The 22,973-nt window shown below is 68.3% G+C and carries 19 protein-coding genes; 12 read left to right on the top strand and 7 right to left on the bottom strand.

What is annotated here, in order from left to right:
• Positions 1–19: 19 nt before the first annotated feature.
• Positions 20–2,263 (bottom strand): 4-alpha-glucanotransferase, encoded by a 2,244-nt coding sequence (malQ, locus tag AC1DN2_RS15095; protein WP_476850933.1) that lies wholly within the window; start codon positions 2,261–2,263, stop codon positions 20–22.
• A 155-nt stretch (positions 2,264–2,418) separates the two neighbouring features.
• Here malQ and AC1DN2_RS15100 point away from each other — a divergent pair, with 155 nt between their 5' ends.
• The 5 genes from AC1DN2_RS15100 to AC1DN2_RS15120 all read left to right on the top strand — a co-directional run bounded on the left by AC1DN2_RS15100 (position 2,419) and on the right by AC1DN2_RS15120 (position 7,058).
• Positions 2,419–2,772: a TraR/DksA family transcriptional regulator gene (locus AC1DN2_RS15100; RefSeq protein ID WP_476850934.1), complete on the top strand. Its 354-nt coding sequence runs from the start codon at positions 2,419–2,421 to the stop codon at positions 2,770–2,772.
• The gene (locus AC1DN2_RS15105; protein WP_476850935.1) at positions 2,769–3,557 is read left to right on the top strand and encodes a M50 family metallopeptidase; all 789 of its coding nucleotides are present in this window, start codon (positions 2,769–2,771) and stop codon (positions 3,555–3,557) included. The genes AC1DN2_RS15100 and AC1DN2_RS15105 overlap by 4 nt, the downstream gene beginning before the upstream one ends.
• A gap of 9 nt (positions 3,558–3,566) precedes the next feature.
• Positions 3,567–4,634 (top strand): glutathione S-transferase family protein, encoded by a 1,068-nt coding sequence (locus AC1DN2_RS15110; RefSeq protein ID WP_476850936.1) that lies wholly within the window; start codon positions 3,567–3,569, stop codon positions 4,632–4,634.
• A gap of 53 nt (positions 4,635–4,687) precedes the next feature.
• Positions 4,688–5,812: a serine hydrolase domain-containing protein gene (locus tag AC1DN2_RS15115; RefSeq protein WP_476850937.1), complete on the top strand. Its 1,125-nt coding sequence runs from the start codon at positions 4,688–4,690 to the stop codon at positions 5,810–5,812.
• An 82-nt stretch (positions 5,813–5,894) separates the two neighbouring features.
• Positions 5,895–7,058: an FUSC family protein gene (locus AC1DN2_RS15120; RefSeq protein ID WP_476850938.1), complete on the top strand. Its 1,164-nt coding sequence runs from the start codon at positions 5,895–5,897 to the stop codon at positions 7,056–7,058.
• Between the two features lie 98 nt (positions 7,059–7,156).
• Here the strand turns inward: AC1DN2_RS15120 and AC1DN2_RS15125 are convergent, their stop codons facing one another.
• The 3 genes from AC1DN2_RS15125 to AC1DN2_RS15135 are packed head-to-tail and all read right to left on the bottom strand — an operon-like array spanning position 7,157 to position 10,804.
• On the bottom strand, positions 7,157–8,071 hold the full coding sequence (locus AC1DN2_RS15125) for a MaoC family dehydratase (protein ID WP_476850939.1): 915 nt from the start codon (positions 8,069–8,071) through the stop codon (positions 7,157–7,159).
• Positions 8,068–9,408: a 3-oxoacyl-ACP reductase gene (locus AC1DN2_RS15130; RefSeq protein WP_476850940.1), complete on the bottom strand. Its 1,341-nt coding sequence runs from the start codon at positions 9,406–9,408 to the stop codon at positions 8,068–8,070. The genes AC1DN2_RS15125 and AC1DN2_RS15130 overlap by 4 nt, the downstream gene beginning before the upstream one ends.
• 10 nt (positions 9,409–9,418) lie before the next feature.
• Complete coding sequence (locus tag AC1DN2_RS15135) at positions 9,419–10,804, bottom strand: acetyl-CoA C-acetyltransferase (protein ID WP_476850941.1); 1,386 nt, start codon at positions 10,802–10,804, stop codon at positions 9,419–9,421.
• Between the two features lie 61 nt (positions 10,805–10,865).
• On the opposite strand from AC1DN2_RS15135, the gene AC1DN2_RS15140 reads away from it, so the two are divergent.
• Together AC1DN2_RS15140 and AC1DN2_RS15145 are read left to right on the top strand one after the other, a co-directional pair.
• On the top strand, positions 10,866–11,615 hold the full coding sequence (locus tag AC1DN2_RS15140; RefSeq protein WP_476850942.1) for a TetR family transcriptional regulator: 750 nt from the start codon (positions 10,866–10,868) through the stop codon (positions 11,613–11,615).
• Between the two features lie 75 nt (positions 11,616–11,690).
• A complete protein-coding gene (locus AC1DN2_RS15145) occupies positions 11,691–13,871 on the top strand; it encodes an acyl-CoA dehydrogenase family protein (protein ID WP_476850943.1) in 2,181 nt (726 codons plus the stop codon).
• A gap of 125 nt (positions 13,872–13,996) precedes the next feature.
• On the opposite strand, the gene glgA is transcribed toward AC1DN2_RS15145, so the two are convergent.
• The gene (glgA, locus tag AC1DN2_RS15150) at positions 13,997–15,202 is read right to left on the bottom strand and encodes a glycogen synthase (RefSeq protein ID WP_476850944.1); all 1,206 of its coding nucleotides are present in this window, start codon (positions 15,200–15,202) and stop codon (positions 13,997–13,999) included.
• Between the two features lie 102 nt (positions 15,203–15,304).
• On the opposite strand from glgA, the gene glgC reads away from it, so the two are divergent.
• The 3 genes from glgC to AC1DN2_RS15165 all read left to right on the top strand — a co-directional run bounded on the left by glgC (position 15,305) and on the right by AC1DN2_RS15165 (position 18,854).
• Positions 15,305–16,720, top strand: coding sequence for a glucose-1-phosphate adenylyltransferase (gene glgC / locus AC1DN2_RS15155; protein WP_476850945.1), 1,416 nt, complete (start codon positions 15,305–15,307; stop codon positions 16,718–16,720).
• A 61-nt stretch (positions 16,721–16,781) separates the two neighbouring features.
• On the top strand, positions 16,782–18,290 hold the full coding sequence (locus tag AC1DN2_RS15160) for an SDR family NAD(P)-dependent oxidoreductase (protein WP_476850946.1): 1,509 nt from the start codon (positions 16,782–16,784) through the stop codon (positions 18,288–18,290).
• Between the two features lie 96 nt (positions 18,291–18,386).
• Positions 18,387–18,854, top strand: a complete 468-nt coding sequence (locus AC1DN2_RS15165) for a pyridoxamine 5'-phosphate oxidase family protein (protein ID WP_476850947.1) — start codon at positions 18,387–18,389, stop codon at positions 18,852–18,854.
• A 35-nt stretch (positions 18,855–18,889) separates the two neighbouring features.
• On the opposite strand, the gene AC1DN2_RS15170 is transcribed toward AC1DN2_RS15165, so the two are convergent.
• Positions 18,890–19,333, bottom strand: a complete 444-nt coding sequence (locus tag AC1DN2_RS15170) for a universal stress protein (RefSeq protein WP_476850948.1) — start codon at positions 19,331–19,333, stop codon at positions 18,890–18,892.
• Between the two features lie 309 nt (positions 19,334–19,642).
• On the opposite strand from AC1DN2_RS15170, the gene AC1DN2_RS15175 reads away from it, so the two are divergent.
• On the top strand, positions 19,643–20,374 hold the full coding sequence (locus AC1DN2_RS15175) for a response regulator (RefSeq protein ID WP_026538734.1): 732 nt from the start codon (positions 19,643–19,645) through the stop codon (positions 20,372–20,374).
• 33 nt (positions 20,375–20,407) lie between these two features.
• Here the strand turns inward: AC1DN2_RS15175 and AC1DN2_RS15180 are convergent, their stop codons facing one another.
• Complete coding sequence (locus tag AC1DN2_RS15180) at positions 20,408–22,108, bottom strand: GAF domain-containing sensor histidine kinase (protein ID WP_476850949.1); 1,701 nt, start codon at positions 22,106–22,108, stop codon at positions 20,408–20,410.
• A 157-nt stretch (positions 22,109–22,265) separates the two neighbouring features.
• Here AC1DN2_RS15180 and AC1DN2_RS15185 point away from each other — a divergent pair, with 157 nt between their 5' ends.
• Positions 22,266–22,763 carry a pyridoxamine 5'-phosphate oxidase family protein gene (locus AC1DN2_RS15185; RefSeq protein WP_476850950.1) on the top strand — a complete coding sequence of 166 codons (498 nt, stop codon included), beginning with the start codon at positions 22,266–22,268 and terminating at the stop codon, positions 22,761–22,763.
• Positions 22,764–22,973 lie beyond the last annotated feature (210 nt).

Consider the following 22,973-nt stretch of genomic DNA (forward strand, 5'->3'; position numbering starts at 1 on the left):
CCGGCTCCCCCGTGTCCGGTCACCCTCCGGGATGCAGCGCGCCGCGGACGGTGCCCAGCAGGAACAGGAACCGCTCGTTGTCCGGCAGGTCGTCTATCAGCACCACACCCTCGGGAGCGGCCAGCGGAATGCGCCAGTTCGGGTATTCGGTGCTGGTGCCCGGCTGGTTCTGGGTCCGGGTCTCCCCCACGGCGTCGACCAGCGCCACCCCCAGCAGCGCTGACGGGGCCAGCGCCGTGTAGGCGTACAGCGCCTCCACCGTGGTCCGGACGTCCGTGCCGTTTTCCGCCAGCAGGCCGCGTGCCCGGACCCGGGCCAGCACGGCCTCCTGCTCGGCCGCGGCCTCGGCGCGTTCTTCCGCCACGGGCCGCCGCAACAGCCCGAGCGATTCGCGCAAGGTGACGTGTTCACCGGCGAGGTAGCCCGCCGTCGGGGGCAGATCGTGGGTGTTGACGCTGGTCAGGCACTGCTCGCGGTAGTGTTCCGGCGGAATCGGGCCATCGGCGTCGTGTTCGAACCAGAGGATCGACGTGCCGAATATCCCCCGCTCGGCCAGGTAGCCGCGGACCCACGGCTCGAACACCCCGAGGTCTTCGCCAATCACGATCGCCCCGGCCCGTTGCGCCTCGAGGGCAAGGATACCGATGAGCGCCTCGTGGTCGTAGTGCACATACGTGCCGCTCTCCGGCCCCCCGCCCTCGGGGATCCACCACAACCGGAACAGGCCGAGGATGTGGTCCACCCGGATGCCGCCGGCGTGCCGCAGCACGGTACGGAGCATGTCCCGGTAGGCGGCATAGCCGGATTCGGCGAGCCGGCCCGGATGCCATGGCGGCTGCGACCAGTTCTGGCCCAGCTGGTTGAACATGTCCGGAGGCGCACCAACGCTGACGCCCCGGGAAAGAACGCCGGAGAGGGTCCAGGCGTCGGCACCGCCGGGTTTTACCCCGACGGCGAGGTCATGGACGACGCCGATCCCCATCCCCGCCTGGCGTGCCGAACGCTGGGCCGCCTCGAGCTGCTGGTCGCAGAGCCACTGCAGCCAGCAGTGGAATTCGATCCGGGCTGCCAGCCTCGGCCGCTGCTCGACACAGTAGGGCGACGCCGGGGATGCCGCCGCTCCGGCCCATTCCGGCGCCGACGGCGGCAGCTCTTCGGCGAGCGCAGACCACAGCGCAAAGTCCTCGAGCCCCTGCCCCTGCTCTGCGCAGAAGTCGGCGAACTGCCGGGTGCGGGCCGGCCCGCGGCGGACCGCAAACACGCGTTCCAGGGCCGCGAGCTTTGCCGCGTAGCTGGCGTTGCGGTCCAGGAGGTCCCGGGAACGGTTGGCCGCCTGCAGGCCTTCGGCCAGGCGTGCCACCTCGGCCCGGCCGGCTGCGTCCAGGTAACCGTATTCCGGGATTTCCTCCACCCGCAGGTAGAGCGGGTTGAAAAAGCGCCGCGTGGTGGGCAGGTACGGCGAGTCCTCGACCGGCGGCACTGGTTCGGCGGCATGCAGCGGATTGACCAGCACAAAGCCGGCCCCCTGCTCCCCGGCAACCTCGGCGAGGTCCCCGAGATCGGCGAAGTCGCCAATCCCCCAGGACCGGGAGGACCGCACGGAGTACAGCTGGGCCGTCAGTCCCCAGGTGCGGCGTTCCTTGAGCAGGGCCGAGGCACGGAGCCGGTCTGGCGTAACAACCAGCGGACACTGCGCCGCCGTGCCCGCGGCGTCGGCTCTCAAGGTGTGCCAGCCGAGACCGAGACCGCCGGGTATGGCGAACGTGGCACGTCCCGTGAGAACGCCGTCGACGTCGACCGGCTGGTCCCAGTTCTCCCGCTGGGCGGCCTCATAGCTGCTTCCGTCCTCGGCGTCGATCCAGACGCGGACCTCGCTTCCGTGCGGGACGTGGACCTCGACGCGGGACTCCTGTCCCTCCCTCACTACAAGGACCGGGGGCAGGATGCGCCGCCAGGGTGCCAGCCGGGACTCGGCCAGGGAGCGTTGCTGATCCTGGGGCCCGTTGGCGGGGACTCCGAGGGCCGCCAGCACGTCCTGCAGGGTCCCGGCGGCCACGGAACGCTGCACTCCGTCCCAGCCCCAGTAGCTGGTGTCGACGCCATAGGCTGCGGCGAGTTCGCGCAGGAGCGCGTCGGCCGTATCAGCGTCCCCGGTCTGCCCGGGACTCCCGGGGGCCGCGGCGTTGCCGGCGTCTGCAGGATGATCGGGGTTTGGACGGTCCTCGGGGTTTGCGGGGGTCTCGGGGTGCGTCTGGTCCACCATGCGCCCACTCTAGACGCTGCCCCCACCGCCCGCGCTCTTTCCGTGGATGTGGGAATCATCTACCAGTTCGTTGAGTCCTTGGCCGGCTCCCGGCGCGGACGGCTCCTTCGGCCCGTTTAGGCGCCCCCGCAGCGGCCGCGCTAGCCTTGAAGCCTATGGTTGACGTCGAACGGTTCCGGATCCTCCTGCGCGAGGAACGTGACCGGAAGCTTGCCCTCCTGCCCGCCCTCCGCCGGGACATCACCTCGGTCAATGCCGCCCGCCTCGACTCCAACGTCGACGACGAACACGACCCCGAGGGCACAACGATCGCCTTCGAACTATCCCAGGCCTCCGCGCTCCTGGAACAGAGCAGGGCTTCCCTGCTGCAGATCGATGCCGCTCTCGCGCGGATGGACGAGGGCACCTACGGAATCTGCGCTGTATGCGCCACCCCGATCCCCGAGGACCGGCTGGAGGCCAGGCCCTGGACCGCGTACTGCATCGCGCATGCCTCGGGCAGGGCATGACCCCGCCCGGCCTGCTGGGGGAACCGAACCTGGCCCTGACATGGTGGGAGCGGATCGTTGCCGGATTCACCCACGCCCCCAGCCCGCATGTGAGCAGTATTGAGCTCGTTGCGGTGGTCCTGCTGGCAGTGGCCGTCTCCCTGCCCCGCCTGTCCTGGCGCTACTTTGGCCTGCTCGCCACCGTGACCCACGAACTCGGCCACGCGTTTGCCGCCCTTACCACCGGCCAGCGGCTCGGCGGCATCCGGCTGGGCCTGGACCACTCCGGCACCACCACGACGTACAGCAGGAGCCGCCTCTCCGCCGCCTGGTCGACGTTCTGGGGCTACCCCGTGCCGGCCGTCGTCGGGGCGGCGATGGTCTGGTGCGGTTTCAACGGCTGGGGGCCGGCCGCGATGTCGGTGGGCACGCTCATCCTCCTGGCATCCTTCCTGTTCCTCCGCAACGGCGTGGGTCTCCTCATCACCGCCGCCGCCGTACTGGCCTCGGCGCTCCTGGTGCTGTTCGTGCCGCCGGTATTCAACGGCCACGTGATGATCGTGCTGGGCCTGGCGCTACTGGTCGCTGCCGTCAGGGACCTCGGCAAACTGGCCAACGTCCATTTGCGGCACCGGGACAGGCTCCCGACGTCGGACGCCTATCTGCTGGCCCGGGCCACCTCCATCCCCGCCGCGGTGTGGATTGCCCTCTTCGCCGTGGTTGTGGCCGGGGCATGGTGGTTTGCCTGGCAGCCGATGGCGCCCGTGTTCACGGCCGCGTTCGGGCCGTTCCCTTCCCGGCCTTAGGCTGGGACCATGAGCCTGAGTACCCACACCGACGATCCGGGATTCAGCACCAAGGGCGCGTATGTGACCGGCGGCGAGGAATTCACCCGGGATACCAACTACATTGAGGACCGGATCACCCGGGACGGTGCCACGGGCGCCCACGGCGAACCCGGCTGGCCCGTGGAACCTGGCCGCTACCGCCTCATCGCAGCGCGCGCCTGCCCGTGGGCCAACCGCACGGTGATCGTGCGCCGGCTCCTCGGCCTGGAGGCGGTCATCTCGCTCGGCCAACCCGGCCCCACCCACGACGCCCGGTCCTGGACCTTCGACCTCGACCCGGACGGCAGGGATCCCGTCCTCGGAATCGAACGCATCCAGGACGCCTACTTCCGCCGCTTCCCCGACTACCCCCGCGGGATCACCGTCCCGGCGATCGTGGACGTCCCCAGCGGGCAGGTAGTCACCAACAATTTCCCCCAGATCACGCTCGACTTTTCCACGGAGTGGACCCAGTACCACCGCGCCGGCGCGCCGGAGCTGTACCCGGAGCACCTGAGGGAAGAAATAGACGCCGTCAACAAGCGTGTCTTCACCGAGGTGAACAACGGCGTCTACCGCTGCGGCTTTGCCGGTTCCCAGGAGGCCTACAACGCCGCCTACGATCGGCTCTGGACGGCCCTGGACTGGCTCGAGGAACGCCTGGCGGGCCAGCGGTACCTGGTCGGCGACACGATCACGGAGGCCGACGTCCGGCTCTTCACCACACTGGCCCGCTTCGACGCCGTCTACCACGGGCACTTCAAGTGCAACCGGCAAAAGCTCAGTGAAATGCCGGTGCTGTGGGCCTATGCACGGGACCTCTTCCAGACCCCCGGCTTCGGCGACACCACCGACTTTGTGCAGATCAAGCAGCACTACTACATCGTGCATGAGGACATCAACCCCACCGGAATCGTCCCGCGCGGGCCGGAACTGGGCAGCTGGCTCACCGGGCACGGCCGCGAAGAACTCGGCGGCCGGCCGTTCGGCGACGGCACACCCCCGGGACCGGTCCGGGCCGGCGAAGAGGTTGCCCCGGGACACGGCGCAGCCTGAAGCCGCCGGCGCCCGGGACGGCCGTTAGGGTGTTGGTCATGAATATGGGGTCCATGGAACACGCAGCGCAGTCCCTCTCGGCCGGCTTTGCCACCCGGGAGTTCGCCGAGGTGCGTGAGCTCTTCGACTCCTTCCTTTCCGAGGACCAGGACTACAGCGCGCAATTGGCCGTCTACCGTTTGGGAACGAAAGTGGTGGACCTCCGCGGCGGCCCGGGGTTCGCTGCCGGCGACATCACGGGCACGTACTCGTGTTCCAAGGGCGCCGCCGCAATGGTCATCGCCGTGCTCGTCCAGGACAACCTTCTCGATCTGGACCGGACCGTCGCGTCCTATTGGCCGGAGTTCGGCGTCCACGGCAAGGACCTGCTCACCGTCCGGCAGGCGCTGTCCCACCAGGCCGGGCTGCCCGGCGTCGCCGGCGGGTTCGCCCTGGCCGACTTCACCGAACCCGAGGCGGCCCGCTGTCTCGCGGCCTCAGCGCCGCTGTGGCGGCCGGGCACGGCTTTCGGCTATCACGCCCTGACCATCGGGATCCTCATGGAGGAACTCTGCCGCCGCACCGCCGGAGTGCCGCTCCAGCGGCTCTACGACGAGCGTATCCGCCGCCCGCGGGGCATCGACTTCTTCCTGGGCCTGCCCGAGGACCAGGAACCGCGGTACCGCGAGGTGCTCTACGACCCTGACCCGGCCCAGCCGTGGCTGGACCCGCTCAGCCTCGACGGCCTGAACAGCAACGCGCCGGTCAGCACCATCATGGAACTGCCCAACCACCGCGTCGTCCGTGCCGCGGGAATGAGCAGCGCCGGCGGCGTGGGCTCGGCCGACGGACTGGCCAGACTCTACGCCGCCGCCACGACCGGGGTGGACGGCGGTCCCGCGTTCCTGAGCCCGGCCACCATCGAACTCATGGCCGCTGAGCAGGTGTGGGGACTGGACCGGTGCTCCGGGCAGGACAACGCCTTTGCCGTCGTGTTCATGAAACCCCAGCCGGGGCGGAACTTCGGCAGCCACCTGGCCTTCGGACACGAGGGCGCCAACGCGGCCCTCGGCTTCGCGGATCCCGGTTACGGGCTCGGATTCGGGTACGTGCCGCGCCGCAGCGAAGAAGGCCGGACCAGCGGCCGGGCCCAGCGGTTGTCCGCGGCAGTGCGGCGGGCCGCCCGCGCCGCGTCCTGACCGGCCCCCTGCAGGCTCCTGCGGCGCCGCAGCAGGTTCGTCCATTTGTAGCAGCAACCACGCGGCCCTAGGGTGAGCCGGGATGGTCACTCCAGAAAAGACAACAGACAAGCCGCCCTCCTGGCTGCGCATACGGGCCCATGGCGCGGCCAGCGGCGTCGCGGCGGCGCTCGTGTGGCCGCGGCTCCAGCTGGCTCTGAAGGCGGCGCTGGCAGCGGGCATTGCTTTCGCGATCGCGCCCTTCATGCCGGGCTCCGCCGCTGACTACCCCTACTACGCCCCGCTCGGCGCCCTGGTGGCCATGTACGAGAACGTTGCCGGTTCCATGCGCCAGGGCCTGCAGGCGCTGGTCGGTCTGGCGATCGGGGTGGGACTGGCGTTCATGCTTTTCAGCCTCGGCTCGCCGTCGCCGTGGACGGTCGCGGTGGTCATGGGACTGGGCGTTATCCTCGCCGGCCTGCCCAAGATCGGTTCGGGCCGGGACTGGATCCCGACGGCGGCCCTGCTGGTACTGCTGGTGGGCGGCCACAACCCGGACTCGTTCTCGTTCGGGTACCTTTTCCAGATGGCGGTCGGCGTCACGGTGGGCATCGTCGTGAATCTGTTGGTCTTCCCGCCGCTGCATTTCCGGGCCGCGGCCCTGAGCATCGTGGAATTGCGCCAGGCGCTCGCCCAGCAGCTCTGGGACATGGGCAAGGCGCTCAAGGAGAGCTGGCCGCCGGAGCATGTTGACTGGTCCCGCCGCTCGGAAGCGCTCGCGGCGCACGCCCGCTCAGTGCGGCTCGCCGTCGAGAAAGCTGACGCCAGCCGCCGGGCCAATCCCCGCCGCCGGCTGCATCCGCGCGACATCACCCTCGACTACCGCAACCTGCGGGACCTGGAGCGGCTCACATTCCACGTCCAGGACGTCACCCAGGTGCTCTCCGACGTCATCTGGGCCGAGGACACCCCGTTCGTGATTCCGGACGAATACGCGGCACCCCTCGGTGACGCCATGTCCGCCGTCGGCGACGTGCTGCGAGCCACGGAGGAGGACAACCCGGATCGCCAGGCCGAGCTGGCCCGCACCGCCGACGCGGCGATCAACGAGCTCACCGCCAGGCTTGGCTCGGTGCCGCACACCCACGACGCCCCCAGCGCGGTGGAATCCATTCTCTTGAGCATGCACCGCATGCTGCGGGTGGCGAAGCCCGGCCGGCCGGAAGAGCAACCGGCGGACCCGTCCGAAACCCCGTCCGCAACCTAGGCAACCGGCAGGCACAACGACGGCGGCTCCCGCCGGGGTAACCCCACAGCGGATGCCGCCGTCGGACTGTCTGTCCTGCCCGGCTATGGCAGTACCGGTTAGTCCAGCGCGGCGACCGATCCGCTGAAGTGCCGGCGACCGGACAGCGGGTTCCACGCCACGTAGTCCGAACGCCGCCAGCCGCCGCCCTCGGTCTGGACGGTGCTGATGTCCAGCGCCACCCGGGCGGGCAGGAACACGGGCGCCTCGAAGGCCACCTCCCAGCTGAACGCGTCGCCTTTGACGGCACCGACGTCGGCCAGTGCCCGCGACGCTAGGTACATGCCGTGGGCAAGGGACCGCCGCTGCCCGAGGGCCTTGGCGGTCAGGACGCTCAGGTGGATGGGGTTGAAGTCTCCCGAGACAGCCGCGTAGGCACGCCCGGTATCGACGCCCAGCTGCCACAGGGCCGTGGGATCCGGCACGGAGAACGGCGACGGCGGCACGGCCACCGAGGCCTTGTCGATCCCCGGGAGGAACACCCCCTTGGCCAGGTAGGTCGAAACCCCGCGCCAGAGGACCTCTTCCTGCCCGGCGGCGCGCACCTCCGCGACGACATCGAGCTGCGTACCGGCGCGGTGCCCCCGCAGATTCTCCACGCGGGTCCGGATGTCCAGGGCCTGGGTGAACAGGACAGGCCCGGACTGCACCACCCTGTTCGTCAGGTGGATCATGCCCAGCAGGGGCAGCGGGAAATCGTCCCGGTTCATCACGCTCATGGCCAGCGGAAAGGCCAGGGCATGGATGAAGCCCGCAGGCAGGATATCGCTCGCGGTCTCGCCGATCAGGTGCTGATACGCCGTCAGATTGGCGACGTCGGCCCGCACGCCACGGACCTCGTGGATGTAGGCGGGCAGTTCGGTGCCGCCGTGGGTGCCCAGGACCCGGCGCCGTGCCGCGGCGGCGGCCGCGTTGACGTAGAGCTTGGACAGGGCGGGCATCTCGCCCAGGATGACGGTCTGGAAACCGTTCATGCGCCGACCAGGTTCTGCCCGCAGACGCGCAGCACCTCCCCGGAAATCCCGCCCGCGGCGTCGCTGGCCAGGAACGCGATGGCCTCGGCAACATCCCCCGGCCGGCCGCCCTGCTGCAGGGAGTTGAGCCGCCGCGCCACCTCGCGGGTGGCGAACGGGATCCTGGCCGTCATCTCGGTTTCAATGAACCCCGGAGCCACGGCGTTGATGGACCCGCCGCGCTCGCCGATGAGAGGCGCCGTGGCGCGGACCATGCCGATCACGCCGGCCTTGGACGCGGCATAGTTGGTCTGGCCGCGGTTTCCGGCGATCCCGCTGGTGGAGGCCACGGACACGATCCGGGGCGAGTCCTGGAAGTGCTCCGAGGCCAGGAGGGCCTCATTGATCCGCAGCTGCGCGGCGATGTTGACGGCGAGCACGGAGTTCCAGCGGCCGGCGTCCATGTTGGCCAGGAGCTTGTCCCGGGTGATCCCTGCGTTGTGGATCATGATGTCCAGCCGGCCGTGCCGTGCCGCGGCGTGGCCGATGATCCGCTGGCCGGCGTCGTCGCGGCTGATGTCCAGCTGCAGGGCCGTCCCATGGACCTCGTTGGCCACTGCCGCCAGATGCTCTCCCGCAGCCGGAATGTCGACGAGGATGAGCGTGGCGCCGTCGCGGTACAGGGTGCGGGCAATCGCGGCCCCGATGCCGCGCGCGGCGCCGGTCACCACGGCCACCTTGCCGGCCAGCGGCTTCTCGACGTCGTCGGGCAGCTGGCCGGCGCCGGAGCTGACGGTCAGGAACTGCCCGTCCACGAACGCCGAGCGGCCCGAGAGGAAGAACCTCACCGCCCCCAGTGTTGCCGGGCTCGTGGTCCGGGCGCCGTCGGCGAGCAGGATGCCGTTGCCGGTGGCGCCGGCACGGAGTTCCTTCGCCAAAGACCGCAGCAGACCGTCCACGCCCTGCCTGGCAGCCGCCGTTGCCGGTTCCGTGGCCGAGCCCGCCGTGCGGGACACGGTGATGACGCGGGCGTTCGGGGCGAGGTCACGCAGCGACGCGGCGGCGGTGAGGACCGGTTTCTCAAGATCGCCGGGGTGGGCCAGCTCGTCCAGCACCAGGATGATGGCGCCGAGCTTCTCCTTGGGTATCGCGTGGCGACGGACATCGAGGTTCCAGTCCAGCAGGGTGGCGGCGAGCTCGTCGGCGCCACCGGTTGATCCCTGGACCAGGACCGGTCCGTCGATGAGGGGGCGGCCGGGCTCGTGCCGCCGGAGGACCACTGGCTGCGGGAGGCCGAGCCGCTTGGCGAGGTCTTTGCCGAGTCCGTGGCTGACGAGCCGGGTGTACTTGTCGCTCATCCGGTTCTCCCTAGAGTGCTTCGAGGATTGCGACGACGCCCTGGCCGCCGGCGGCGCAAATGGACACGAGGCCGCGGGCCGGACGCCCGTTGACGTCGCCCTTTTCGTGCAGCATTTTCGCCAGCGAGGCCACGATCCTGCCGCCCGTGGCCGCAAACGGGTGTCCGGCGGCCAGCGAGGAGCCGTTGACGTTCAACTTGGCCCGGTCGATGCTGCCGAAGGCGCCGTCCAGGCCCAGGCGGGTGCGGCCGAATTCGTCGTCCTCCCACGCGGCGAGGGTGCTCAGCACCGTGCCGGCGAAAGCCTCGTGGATCTCAAAGAAGTCGATGTCCGCGACGCTGAGATTGTGGCGGGCGAGGAGCCGGGGCACCGCGAAGGCCGGGGCCATGAGCAGCCCGTCTTTGCCGTGGACAAAGTCGACGGCGGCAGCCTCGCCGTCGATCACCGCGGCGAGCTTGGGGAGGTCGTGGGCGTCGGCCCATTCCTCGGACGCCAGCAGAACGGTGGAGGCGCCATCTGTCAGCGGGGTGGAATTCCCGGCCGTCATGGTCGCCTCGGCGCCCAGGTTCTTGCCGAAAACGGGCTTGAGGGTGGCCAGTTTCTCCGGGCTCGTGTCGGCGCGCAGGTTGGAGTCGCGGCTCAGTCCCCGGTAGGGGGTCAGGAGGTCATCGAAGAAGCCGGCGTCGTAAGCCGCGGCCAGGTTCCGGTGGCTGTTGAAGGCCAGCTCGTCCTGGGCCTCGCGGGTGATCTTCCACTGCGCCGTGGTCAGCGCCTGGTGTTCGCCCATCGACAGGCCGGTGCGCGGCTCCCCCGTGTTCGGGGCATCGGGAGCCAGATCCTTGGGACGGAGCCGGCTGAGGACCTGCAGTTTCCGGGACATCGTCTTGGCGCGGTTGAGGTCAAGGAGCACCTCGCGGAGTCCCTCGCTGACGGCGATGGGGGCGTCAGAGGCCGAGTCGACGCCGCCGGCGATCGCGGAATCGATCTGGCCCAGCTTGATCTTGTTCGCCAGGCCAAGCACCGTTTCCAGGCCGGTGGCGCAGGCCTGCTGGAGGTCATACGCCGGGGTCTCGGCGGAGAGTGCCGAGCCGAGCACCGCTTCCCGGGTGAGGTTGAAATCCCGGGAGTGCTTGAGGACCGCCCCCGCAGCCACTTCCCCGATCCGCTCGTCCTGCAGGCCGAAGCGGGCGATCAGGCCATCAAGGGCGGCCGTGAGCATGTCCTGGTTGGAGGACTTCGTGTACGCGCCTCCGGTCCGGGCGAACGGGATGCGGTTGCCGCCCACGACCACGGCCTTGCGGAGTTGCGCCGGGCCCGCGCCGGCGTGCTGTGTCTTCCCGGCGGCGGGTGCGGCGGCTGGCTGGGGGCGGGGCACTGACTGTCCGTTGACGGACATGGGCTGTCTCCTTCGATCAAAGCGATTACCGATACCCAGCGTACCTGATACGCTGGGTATCGTGAACATCCCCAAAGCCGCCGTGCCCGCCGTGCCCGCCGGGCAGGCCGCCGTCGACGGCCGCGCTTCCCGCTGGCAGTCCCACCGCGAGGAACGGCGGCGGGAGCTGATCAAGTCCGCCCGGAAAGCGGTGCATGCCCTCGGCAGCGACGCATCCATGGAGGACATTGCCGCAGCCGCGGGAACGTCGAAGTCCGTGTTCTACCGCTATTTCGGCGACAAAGCCGGACTCCAGCAGGCCGTGGGCGAGGTGGTCCTGAGCCAGATGCAGCGGCGCATCCAGGAGGCGGCCCAGAGCGCCCAGACGCCCCGCGAAGGCCTGTTCGCCATGGTGTCCGCGTACCTGCAAATGGCCGAGACCAGCCCGAATGTCTACACGTTCGTGACGCGCCATGCTTCCGGCGAGGCCGAAACGGCCGGCCCGTCCATGTCCACTGCGGGAGCCTTGAGCCACTTCTTCGCCGCCATCAGCGACATGATTGCCCGGCCGATGCGCAGCCATCTGGGCGGCGGCCAGGACAAGGAAGCTGTGATCGGCTACTGGCCCAACGCCGCGATCGGCCTGGTCCGGAATGCCGGCGAACAGTGGCTCGCCAGCCCGCCCGGGCCGGCCAAGCCCGGCCAGGAGGCCATGGCGCGGCAGATCACCGATTGGCTCTGCTTCGGCATCGCCCCCGAGCTGCAGGCGCCTCCTCCCGAAGAAGCAGCACAAACGGAACGAACAGACCCGGCAGGCCAGGGCGCGCCGTAGCAGCGGCACGCCGGCCCCCGCCCGCCACCTGAACTGTCAGCACTAAAGATTGTCAAAACCACAGAAGGAAACGACATGACTGAACTAGCCGACCGCACCACCGGCAACGCACCCAGCCGCCGGCCGCAACCACAGCAGCCGGCGGCAACCACGGCAGCCGGCCGTTCCGGCCAGCCCGGTACCCCTGAGGCGCCCGCCGTCGACGTCGCGGCCCTTGGCGAACAGCTGCTCGGCAAGTGGGCCGACATCCGGCTGAAGTCCAGGGGCCTCGCCGGCCGCCCGGAACTGCACAAGATCGAGGGCCAGACCCACACAGAACACCGCCGGCGCGTCTTCGGGCAGCTCAGGATCCTGGTGGACAACGGGGCCGTCCACCGCGCCTTCCCGGAGTCCGTGGGCGGCTCCGATGACCACGGCGGCAACGTGGCCGGCTTCCAGGAACTGGTCATCGCCGACCCGTCGCTGCAGATCAAGGCCGGCGTGCAGTGGGGCCTGTTCGGCTCCGCAGTGAACCACCTCGGCACCGCGGAACACCACGAGAAATGGCTGCCCGGCATCATGAGCCTGGAGATCCCGGGTTGCTTCGCCATGACCGAGACCGGGCACGGCTCCGACGTGGCCAGCATTGCCACCACCGCCACCTACGACCCCGCCGCCGGGGAGTTCGTGGTCCACACACCGTTCCGGGCAGCGTGGAAGGACTACATCGGCAACGCCGCCACCGACGGCCTGGCCGCCGTCGTGTTCGCCCAACTGGTGACAAAGGGCGTCAACCACGGCGTGCACGCGTTCTACATGGACCTCCGGGACCCCGGGACCAAGGACTTCCTGCCGGGCATCGGGGGCGAGGACGATGGGGTCAAGGGCGGCCTGAACGGCATCGACAACGGCCGGCTTCACTTCACGAACGTCCGGATCCCCCGCACCAACCTCCTGAACCGCTACGGCGACGTCGACCCCGAGGGCAACTACACGTCCCCCATCGCCAGCCCGGGCCGCCGCTTCTTCACCATGCTCGGCACGCTGGTCCAGGGCCGGGTCTCCCTCGACGGCGCCGCCGTGACGGCGTCGAAGCTGGCCCTGAAAACCGCCATCCAGTACGCCACCGAACGCCGGCAGTTCAATGCCTCCTCCCAGACCGACGAGGAAGTGCTGCTGGACTACCAGCGGCACCAGCGCCGGCTCTTCACCCGGCTGGCCACCACGTACGCCGCCAGCTTCGCCAGCGAGCAACTGCTGCAGAAATTCGACGATGTCTTCTCCGGCCGCCACGACACCGACCAGGACCGCCAGGACCTCGAAACCCTGGCCGCGGCCCTGAAGCCGCTGAGCACCTGGCACGCCCTGGATACGCTGCAGGAATGCCGCGAGGCCTGCGGTGGTGCCGGATTCCTGATCGAGAACCGGTTCGCCTCGCTCCGCGCCGACCTCGACGTCTACGCCACGTTCGAAGGCGACAACACCGTCCTGCTGCAGCTGGTCGCCAAGCGCCTGCTGGCGGACTACGCCAAGGAATTCCGCACCGTCAACGTCGGCGTGCTGGCCCGCTACGTCGTAGGCCAGGCCACCGGTGCGGCAATCCACCGCACCGGACTGCGCGGCGTCGCCCAGTTCGTGGCCGACACCGGATCAGTGCAGAAAGCGGCGCTGGCGATCAAGGACGAAGCAAGCCAGCGGACCCTGCTCACGGACCGCGTCCAGACCATGGTCGCGGAGGTGGCCACGGCCCTCAAGGGCGCGAACAAGCTCCCGCAGCAGCAGGGCGCCGCCTTGTTCAACGCCCACCAGCACGAACTCATCGAAGCCGCCCAGGCCCATGCGGAGCTGCTGCAGTGGGAAGCCTTTACCGAGGCCCTGGGCAAGGTGACAGACCCGGGCACGCACAAAGTCCTGACGTGGCTGCGCGATCTCTTCGGCCTGTCCCTGATCGAGAAGAACCTGTCCTGGTACCTCATGAACGGCAGGCTGTCGATGCAGCGCGGACGCACTGTGGGCGAATACATCAACCGCCTGCTCGTGAAGATCCGTCCGCACGCCTTGGACCTGGTGGACGCGTTCGGGTACGGCCCGGAGCACCTCCGCGCTGAGATCTCCACCGGCGCGGAGAAGGTCCGCCAGGACGAGGCCCGGGACTACTTCCGCAAGCAGCGGGCCAGCGGCCAGGCGCCACTGGACGAAAAGATCCTGCTTGCCCGCGCCGTTCACGGCACAAAAGCTCACGGCACCAAGGCCCAGGGCACCAAAGCCCGCGGCTGACCCAGCCGAAATGCGACGGCGGCGCCGCCCCCTCAGCCGGGGCGGCGCCGTCGTCGCAGTGCAGTGACTCTGTAGTGCAGTGACTCCGTGCTGCAGTGACGCTGTGGTGCTGTTCCGTCGCGGGGTCAGGAGCCCTGCTGGAGCACCGAGCGGTAGACCTCGAGCGTGGTCTCCGTGATGGATTCCCAGGAGAAGTGCTCCTCGGCCCGGCGCCGGCCGGCTTCGCCCATGGCGCGCGCCCGGGCAGGATCGGACACCACTTCGATGAGGGCCTCGGCAAAGTCGGTGACGAACTTCTCCGGGTCCAGAGGGATTCCGGTGCCGTCCGTGACCTGCTCGATCGGAACAAGCAGTCCGGTCTTGCCGTGCTCGACGACCTCCGGGATACCGCCGGTGGCGCTGGCCACCACGGCGGCACCGCACGCCATCGCCTCAAGGTTGACGATGCCCAGCGGTTCGTAGATGGACGGGCACGCGAACGCGGTCGCGTGGCTGAGCACCTGGATGACCTCGTTGCGGGGCAGCATCCGCTCGATCAGGATCACGCCGCTGCGCTGGCTCTGCAGCTCCTCGATCAGGCGTGCCGTCTCGGCCGCCAGTTCCGGGGTATCCGCGGCACCGAGGCACAACACCAGCTGGACGTCGGCCGGGAGCTTGGCGGCGGCCCGCAACAGGTACGGCACGCCCTTCTGCCGGGTGTTCCGGCCCACAAAAACAACGCTGGGGCGCTCCGGATCGATTCCGAGCGGACGGATGATGTCATCAGCCTCGTCCCGGTTCCACTGGCTGACATCGATGCCGTTGTGGACCACCTTGACCTTGGCCGGGTCAACGTCCGGATAGCTGCGCAGGATGTCCTGGCGCATCCCTTCCGAGACCGCGATGATGGCGGCCGCGGCCTCGTAGGCGGTCTTTTCCACCCAGGAGGACACCGCGTAGCCGCCACCGAGCTGCTCGGCCTTCCACGGGCGCAGCGGCTCCAGGCTGTGCGCGCTGAGGACATGCGGGATGCCGTGGAGCAGCGACGCGATGTGTCCGGCCATGTTGGCATACCAGGTGTGGGAGTGGACCAGGTCCGCGCCGGCGATGTCCGGAACGATCCTCAGGTCCACCCCGAGGGTCTGGATGGCGGCGTTTGCAGAGCCCAGGTCTTCGGGCACGGGATACGACGTGACGGTCGCTCCGTGATACCCGGGCTCGCGGGGCGCGCCGAAGGCACGCACCTGAAGGTCCACGCGTTGGGCCAGCACTCGGCTGAGCTCGGCCACGTGGACCCCGGCGCCGCCGTAAATTTCCGGCGGGAATTCTTTGGTCACAATATCTATTCGCACATGCACCAAGGTAGTCGTTACGGTGGAACTGATCTAGTGTGAAGACGTTCGGGCATGCCGGACTGTATTGGGGAGTAACGAAGGCGTTCAGGAGCTATCACCATGCCGCATCAAAAGAGAGTTTTGGCAATTGTCCTCGCAGGTGGCGAGGGAAACCGGCTCATGCCGTTGACGGCGGACCGGGCCAAGCCTGGTGTCCCGTTTGCCGGAAGCTACCGGCTCATTGACTTTGCCCTTTCAAATCTTGTGAATTCCCGCTATCTGCAAATTGTGGTGTTGACGCAATACAAGTCCCACAGCCTTGACCGGCACATTTCCGAAACGTGGCGGATGTCCACCCAACTCGGCAACTATGTGGCCTCGGTCCCGGCCCAGCAGCGCGTCGGCAAGAGCTGGTTCCTCGGCAGCGCCAACGCCATTTATCAGTCGCTGAACCTCATTCACGACGCCAACCCCGACATCGTGGTCGTGGTCGGCGCAGACCACGTCTACCGGATGGACTTCTCCCAGATGGTGGCGCAGCACGTCGCGAGCGGGGCCAAGGCCACGGTCGCCGCGGTCCGCCAGCCGCTGCACATGGCGGACCAGTTCGGCGTGATCGAAACCGATGCCGACAACCCGGACAAAATTGCCGCGTTCGTGGAGAAGCCGTCGTCGACTCCCGGCCTCGCGGCCGACCCCAGCCAGTTCCTGGCCTCCATGGGCAACTACGTGTTCGACGCCGATGCCCTGATCGAAGCCCTCCACGTGGACGCCGAGCGCCTCGATACCAAGCACGACATGGGCGGGGACATCATTCCCTACTTCGTGAACCAGGGCGAGGCCGGTGTCTACGACTTCACCCTCAACGACATTCCCGGGTCCACCGAACGGGACCGCACCTACTGGCGCGACGTCGGCACCATCGATTCGTTCTACGACGCCCACATGGACCTGATCTCCCCCGTCCCGGTGTTCAACCTCTACAACTCCGAGTGGCCGATCTACACCCGCCAGACCATCTCCCCGCCGGCCAAGTTTGTCCGCGGCAAGTCCAACACCGTGGGCACGGCACTGGATTCCATCGTGGCCAGCGGCGTCGTCGTCTCCGGCGGCATCGTGGAGGGCTCCGTGCTCTCCAACGACGTCTACGTGGGCACCTCGAGCCGGGTCCTGGACTCGGTCTTGATGGACAAGGTCAATGTCGGCGAAGGCGCCGTGATCAAACGCGCCATCATCGACAAGAACGTCAAGATTCCGGCCGGGGCCACGATCGGGCTCGACCCCGAACTGGACCGAGCCCGCGGGTTCAAGGTCACCGACTCCGGAATCACGGTCCTGTCCAAGGGCCAGCACGTCCCGGACCCCAGCGACGCGGAAAGGGCGCTCTCCGCGGCCAACCTGCGCCTGGTGCCCGACGCCGTCCGCACCGCCACCGAGAACTGGCCCGAGCTGCGGGAGTCCGTGGACAAGGTTGCCGACGTGCAGGCCGCCGCTGTGGGCACAGACGCACCGGTCAAGCACTCACCCACGGCATAGGCAGGCGGGGGCCCGGCAGGCACGTCCGGCCGGGCTCCCCGCACCCTGTAAAATTAGGGCAATGAGCTCCCCCGATCTGTCCTCCGACTTTCCCTCTGCCGCATCTGGTCTTGCCGGGTCTGATCTCGCCGGACTGACCCCGGAGGAAATCCAGGCCTGCCTGAAAGTCCTGAACACGATCCACGCCTATGACGAGGAGCACCCGGACTACGTCTCAGTGCGCCGCGCCACAGGGAAGATGTTCAAGGCCGTCAAGCGCCACCGGCGGGTCAGCAAGCGCGATGAGATCGCCGAGGCGGACCGCGCCGTGATCGCTCAGACGGCGACGGCCGCCCCCGACAGGATCGACGACGAGACGCGCGGCAACAAGCTCGCCACGTCCGCCACCGGGGAAATCGCCGGCCACCTGATCAGGTCCCGGCCCTGCTACATCTGCAAGCAGCACTACACCCAGGTGGATGCCTTCTACCACCAGCTGTGCCCCGAGTGCGCCCTGTTCAGCCACAGCAAGCGCGACGCCCGCACCGATCTCACCGGCCGCAGGGCCCTCCTGACCGGCGGCCGGGCGAAGATCGGCATGTACATCGCGCTCCGGCTCCTCCGGGACGGTGCGCACACCACCATCACCACCCGGTTCCCGAAGGACGCCGCCCGCCGCTTCGCTGCGATGGAGGACAGCGCCGACTGGCTGCACCGGCTCCGGATCGTGGGCATCGACCTCCGTGACCCGTCCCAGGTGATGGCCCTGACGGATTCCCTGGATGCCGCAGGACCGCTGGACATCATCATCAACAACGCGGCCCAGACGGTGCGGCGCTCCGGCAACGCCTACAAGCCGCTCGTCGACGCCGAGGACGAGCCGCTGCCCGTCGCCCTCCAGGCCGCCAACGGGGGTCCGGAGCTTGTCACGTTCGGCCACGCCCACGACAAGCACCCGCTTGCCCTCGCCAGCAGCGTGCTCGACCATCCCGTCCTGGCCGGGGACGCGATCACGTCCCTGGCCCTGTCCACCGGGTCGGCGTCGCTGGAGCGGATTGCCTCCGGCACCGCGATCGACGCGGGCGGACTGGTCCCGGACCTCGCCACCATCAACAGCTGGACCCAGGTGCTGGACGAAGTGGACCCGCTGGAGATGCTCGAAGTGCAGTTGTGCAACGTGACGGCTCCGTTCCTGCTGGTCAGCCGGCTGCGGGGGGCCATGAAGCGCTCCACCGCGCGGCGGAAGTACATCGTCAATGTCAGCGCCATGGAAGGCCAGTTCTCCCGCGCCTACAAGGGCCCCGGGCACCCGCACACGAACATGGCCAAGGCGGCGCTGAACATGATGACGCGAACCAGCGCCCAGGAAATGCTCGACGCCGACGGCATCCTCATGACGGCCGTGGACACCGGCTGGATCACGGACGAACGGCCGCACTACACCAAAGTCCGCCTCATGGAAGAGGGCTTCCACGCACCCCTGGACCTCGTTGACGGCGCCGCCCGCGTGTACGACCCCATCGTGATGGGCGAATCCGGCGAGGACCAGTACGGCGTGTTCCTCAAGGACTACAAGCCCAGTCCCTGGTGACCGGCGCCGGCGGGCCGCGGCGTCCGTCACTTACGTGTCCGCTGCGGGACCTATGGCCCTAATCGGGGTCCGGGCCGGCCCGTAGTGTGGCTCGACATGGACTCAACCACGCCCTCGCCGGAATTCTCGCTGACCATGGACCAGTGCTGGGCGCTGCTCGACACCGAAGTTGTGGGGCGCGTAGCGCTGATCGTAGACAACCATCCGGAGATCTTCCCGGTGAATTTCGTCCTCGAACGGCGGGCGATTGCCTTCCGCACCGCCGGCGGCACGAAGCTGTGGGGCGCGATCACAGGCAAGCCGGTTGCATTCGAGATCGACGGCTACGACGCCCGCGACGAGACGGCCTGGAGCGTAATGGCGCGCGGGGAAGCCGAGGTCATCGAGAGCCAGGAGGAGAAGGACGAAATTGACTCCCTGCTCCTGGAGCCCTGGCAGCCCGGCGAGAAGGCCTACTACGTGCGGGTGGCTCCCAAAGCCCTGACCGGACGACGCTTCAAGGTTAACCGGCCCGACGTGTGGACCACCCGGCTCGCGGATCCGCGCCGGGCCACCTTCGAATAGGATCCCCCGGGCACCCTCCCGGCAGGATTGCGGCGTCAGCCGTGTTCTGGCGAGTGGACCACCAGCACCGGGCAATGCGCATGTGCCACACAGGCGGAACTCACAGATCCCAGTAACAGTCCACCGAATCCGCCGTGGCCGCGGCGGCCCAGAACAAGCATGTCCGCGGCTTTGCTCTCCTCGATCAGCATGCGGCGGGGGTGCCCCTGGATGAGGCGGGCCTCGACGTTGTCCGGGGTGTCCGGGCCGAAGGCCTTCGCCACCGCATCGGCCAGGATTTCCCCGGCCCGGACGTCGAAGTCCTCGATGCCGACGGCGACATAGCCGTCGTACACCGGCGGGTAGTCCCAGCATGCCACTGCGACGACCTTGGCGGCCAGGGGCACCGCGAGGGCCTGCGCATGCCGCAACGCGGACACCGAAGCGTCCGAGCCGTCAACGCCTACCACGATCTTCCGGACGTCCCTGACTTCGTTCATCGCAATCCTTTGCCCTCGTACCGGCCGAGCTTCCCGCGCCAGATGGCGACGCTCCCATGATTTCCTTCGGCCGGCATGACGCCTAGGGCCAAAGGGCATGCACGCAGCCCGGCTGGCGGGCCACCCGAAAACGTTCCGGGCGACTGGCCGGAGGCGGCCTGTTGGGCACTATGACCCTTGTCCGCGCCGCCCCGGTGCACAAGAATGGCAGAGGCTGGGGTCAGCAGACGAAGGACAGCATCTCGTGACAAAGGGCATGGTGTCATTAACAGTATCGAGCGGTCGCGCGAGCGGCCGGACGGGAGAATCATGATTGCCTGGGCAGACGCAGGTCTCACTGCACCTGATGGCGGGCAGGCGGTGATCCGCGTCTTTATCCTTGATGATCACGAACTTGTCAGGCGCGGGCTGCAGGAACTTCTCGAAGGCGAGGGGTTTGCCGTCGTCGGCAGTTCCGGATCCGCGGTGGAGGCGACCCGGCGGATTCCCGCGCTGCATCCTGATGTCTGTGTGCTGGACGCCCGTCTGCCGGACGGAACCGGCATCGAGGTCTGCCGGGACGTGAGGTCGGTGGACCCGTCCCTGAACTGCATCATCCTGACGAGCTTCGACGACGAACAGGCCCTGCGCGGCGCCGTCCTGGCCGGGGCACGCGGATACGTGCTGAAGGAGATCGGCGGCACGGACCTGATCGGCGCCCTGCGGCGGGCAGCAGCGGGCGAGTCCCTCTTCGAGGAAGGCGTGGCCGCCGGCGTCGTGGACAGCCTGGTGGAGGCCGAAGAGGTCGACCCGCGCACCTCCTCCCTCACGCCCCAGGAACGCAAGGTCCTGGAGCTGGTGGGCGGCGGACTGACCAACCGGCAGATTGCCGCCGAAATGTTCCTGGCGGAAAAGACCGTCAAGAACTATGTGTCGTCCCTGCTGGCCAAGCTCGGATTCGAACGCCGCACGCAGGCAGCCGTCTTCATCGCCAGCCCGGCATTTCCGGCGGCCGCCGGCGGGAGGACCGGCGAAGTAATCCGGCCCCGCAGCGTCGGATAGGCTCCGCGGAAACCGGACCTTCGGGCGTGCCGGTTACAGGGGCACCGACCATTCCAGGCTGGTACCGGAGTCGGGCACGCTCGTGATGGTGCATTCGCCGTCGAGCATGCGCGCCCGGTCCTCGAGGTTGCTTAGCCCGTTGCGTTTTTCGGGTTGAGTGAATCCGGCGCCGTTGTCGCTGATCACCACCGTCACCCTGCCCTTAACGACCGCAACCGAGACCGAGATTGTATCCGCCCCGGAGTGCCGGATGGCGTTGCTGAGCCCCTCGGAAACCACGGCCACGACGTTGTCGGCCTTGCCCGGTGTCACGGCATCCACGGGTCCCGTGATGGTCAGGCGCGGCGGGAACGGCATGGACTTGGACGAACTGCGAGTGACCCGACGGATCCGGCCGCTCAGCAGTTCGATCTCGCCTGTGTTGCTCTTGAGCGAGTAAATGGTGTCGCGCAGGCTGCGGATCGCCTCGTCGAGTTCGCCGGTGATGTTGCGGATGCGCTCCAGCGCCAGATCCTCCTTGGTGAAACGGGTCAGGCTCTGTACGCTCAGCCCGGCGGCGAACAGCCGCTGGATGACGAGGTCATGCAGGTCCCGGGCGATCCTGTCGCGGTCGGTGAAGACCAGAAGCTCCTCGCGCAGCCGGTGCACCCGGGCAAGTTCCAAGGCGAGGGCCACGTGGGAGCCGAAGACGGCCCCCATTTCGATGTCGGTCCGGGCGTAGCGCACCGACTCCTTGTCCCGTGCCAGCAGCAGGAGGCCATGGTGGGCGCCCTGGGTACTCAGGGCCACTGCCAGCAGCGGGCCGGTGACTGCACCGTCGACCTCCCCCAACACTTCGGATGCGTCGTCGAACAGCACTGGCTCGCCGCCTTCGAGGACACCTTCCAGGAGCTTTGACTCCAAATGCAGTGACCGTCCCGAAAACGCCGTGCCGCGCTCACCGGCAACGCCGATCACCACGTGGGCCATGGCGTTGGCGGCGGGGGCCACCAGGAGGGCGAGTGAGGACGCGGACTCCTGGAGCGCGCGGCCGGCTATCGGGTCCAGGCCGCCCGAGGTGTAGTCGCGGTCCGTGCTCAGCATCAGCCCGGAGACGTCCATGCAGGCCTCCAGCCAGCGGGCCCGGCGGCGGGCGTCGTCGTAGAGCCGGGCATTTTCGATGGCGACGCCGGCCGCTGCGGCCAAGGCGACGGCCAGGGCCTCGTCTTCGGCGGAAAAGTCCTCCCCGCCTTCTTTTTCCGTGAGGTAGAGGTTGCCGAACACCACGTCCCGGACGCGGACCGGTACCCCCAGGAAGGACTGCATGGGAGGGTGGTGCGCGGGGAACCCGTAGGCCTCGGGGTGCTTATTCAATTCATGCAGCCGGAGCGGCCGCGGGTCTGTGATCAGGAGGCCGAGGACGCCGTGGCCGGTCGGCAGCGGACCGATCTGACGCGCCAGTTGGCCATCGATGCCGACAGTGATGAAGTGGCTGAGCGCGTGGTCATCACCGATGACGCCAAGGGCGCCGAACCTGGCGTGCAACAACCGGCAGGCCGATTCGACGACGCGTTCCAGGACGGCATCCAGGCTCAGGTCCTCGGCCAGGGCGACGACGGCTTCCAGCAGGCCGGTGATGCGTTCCTTGGATTGGAGCAGCTCTTCCGTCCGGGCGCCGAACCCCATCAGCAGTTCCTCAACGACGGGATTTGGTTCGGACACGGTATGGCCTGAGCCCTCACCCGCTGAATGCATGTCATTGCCCCCATTCGCTCCGGCCAATGTAGACGCTGACGGCCTTTTGCCAGAATACCGCGAACCACTCAGGAAAGCCTCAGAATTCGGAGATTAACCCGGCGGCTGGGTCCATTTGCCCTAGCCGCCGTCAGCCCGGCCGCGTACGCTCGCCGGCATGAGCACTGAATCGAGCCCGGGCCGTCACGAGCCAAAGGACCAGACCCACGCCGTCGAAGACCTCGACCACCACGAATGCTGGCGGCTGTTGCGCAGCGTCTCCGTCGGCAGGCTGGCGGTCTGGGTGGACGACCATCCCGACATTTTCCCCATTAACTACAAAGTGGACCACGGCACGCTGGTGTTCCGCACCGCGGAGGGCACCAAGCTGCAGGCGGCCACCGGCGGCACGCCGGTGGCGCTGGAGGCCGACGGCATCAACGCGGACACCGGCGTCGCCTGGAGCGTCGTCATCAAGGGCCAGGCCGCGCCAGTGCAGAACCCCCAGGAAGTCATGGACACGGTGGGCCTGTTGCTGTTCCCGTGGCAGGCCGGAAAGAAGGAACATTTCGTCCGGATTGCGCCGGACACCGTCACGGGCCGGCGGTTCAAGGTGGTGCCGCCCCAGACGTGGTGGACGCCGTTGGACGACGCCACGCGCTCCGGCCTCGAATAATCCGCCCCCCCTAAAAACACATCTTGCGCTTTCAGATCGGGTTGCCCTGAGGGCTTCAGGGCAGCTGTGGAGTCTCATGACTTAATGGACGTTTCTGTCTCAAGACATCGTGGACAGTGTGTCTCAGGACATCGTGGACACTCGGACCGGTTTTGCTCGGGTCATGAGCAAAATGCACCCCGATATCAAGATCCGGCATTTGGTGGCGAC

The sequence above is a fragment of the Arthrobacter sp. 01L42 genome (assembly GCF_056400005.1).

What these genes read in the sequence shown, in the direction of transcription:
- AC1DN2_RS15100 (WP_476850934.1), top strand. Translation starts at nt 2,419, where the DNA reads ATGGTTGACGTCGAACGGTTCCGGATCCTCCTGCGCGAGGAACGTGAC.
- glgC (WP_476850945.1), top strand. Translation starts at nt 15,305, where the DNA reads ATGCCGCATCAAAAGAGAGTTTTGGCAATTGTCCTCGCAGGTGGCGAG.
- AC1DN2_RS15110 (WP_476850936.1), top strand. Translation starts at nt 3,567, where the DNA reads ATGAGCCTGAGTACCCACACCGACGATCCGGGATTCAGCACCAAGGGC.
- AC1DN2_RS15180 (WP_476850949.1), bottom strand. Translation starts at nt 22,108, where the DNA reads ATGCATTCAGCGGGTGAGGGCTCAGGCCATACCGTGTCCGAACCAAAT.
- malQ (WP_476850933.1), bottom strand. Translation starts at nt 2,263, where the DNA reads ATGGTGGACCAGACGCACCCCGAGACCCCCGCAAACCCCGAGGACCGT.
- AC1DN2_RS15105 (WP_476850935.1), top strand. Translation starts at nt 2,769, where the DNA reads ATGACCCCGCCCGGCCTGCTGGGGGAACCGAACCTGGCCCTGACATGG.
- AC1DN2_RS15130 (WP_476850940.1), bottom strand. Translation starts at nt 9,408, where the DNA reads ATGAGCGACAAGTACACCCGGCTCGTCAGCCACGGACTCGGCAAAGAC.
- AC1DN2_RS15125 (WP_476850939.1), bottom strand. Translation starts at nt 8,071, where the DNA reads ATGAACGGTTTCCAGACCGTCATCCTGGGCGAGATGCCCGCCCTGTCC.
- AC1DN2_RS15160 (WP_476850946.1), top strand. Translation starts at nt 16,782, where the DNA reads ATGAGCTCCCCCGATCTGTCCTCCGACTTTCCCTCTGCCGCATCTGGT.
- AC1DN2_RS15175 (WP_026538734.1), top strand. Translation starts at nt 19,643, where the DNA reads ATGATTGCCTGGGCAGACGCAGGTCTCACTGCACCTGATGGCGGGCAG.
- AC1DN2_RS15185 (WP_476850950.1), top strand. Translation starts at nt 22,266, where the DNA reads ATGAGCACTGAATCGAGCCCGGGCCGTCACGAGCCAAAGGACCAGACC.
- AC1DN2_RS15145 (WP_476850943.1), top strand. Translation starts at nt 11,691, where the DNA reads ATGACTGAACTAGCCGACCGCACCACCGGCAACGCACCCAGCCGCCGG.
- AC1DN2_RS15135 (WP_476850941.1), bottom strand. Translation starts at nt 10,804, where the DNA reads ATGTCCGTCAACGGACAGTCAGTGCCCCGCCCCCAGCCAGCCGCCGCA.
- AC1DN2_RS15115 (WP_476850937.1), top strand. Translation starts at nt 4,688, where the DNA reads ATGGAACACGCAGCGCAGTCCCTCTCGGCCGGCTTTGCCACCCGGGAG.
- AC1DN2_RS15120 (WP_476850938.1), top strand. Translation starts at nt 5,895, where the DNA reads ATGGTCACTCCAGAAAAGACAACAGACAAGCCGCCCTCCTGGCTGCGC.
- AC1DN2_RS15170 (WP_476850948.1), bottom strand. Translation starts at nt 19,333, where the DNA reads ATGAACGAAGTCAGGGACGTCCGGAAGATCGTGGTAGGCGTTGACGGC.
- AC1DN2_RS15165 (WP_476850947.1), top strand. Translation starts at nt 18,387, where the DNA reads ATGGACTCAACCACGCCCTCGCCGGAATTCTCGCTGACCATGGACCAG.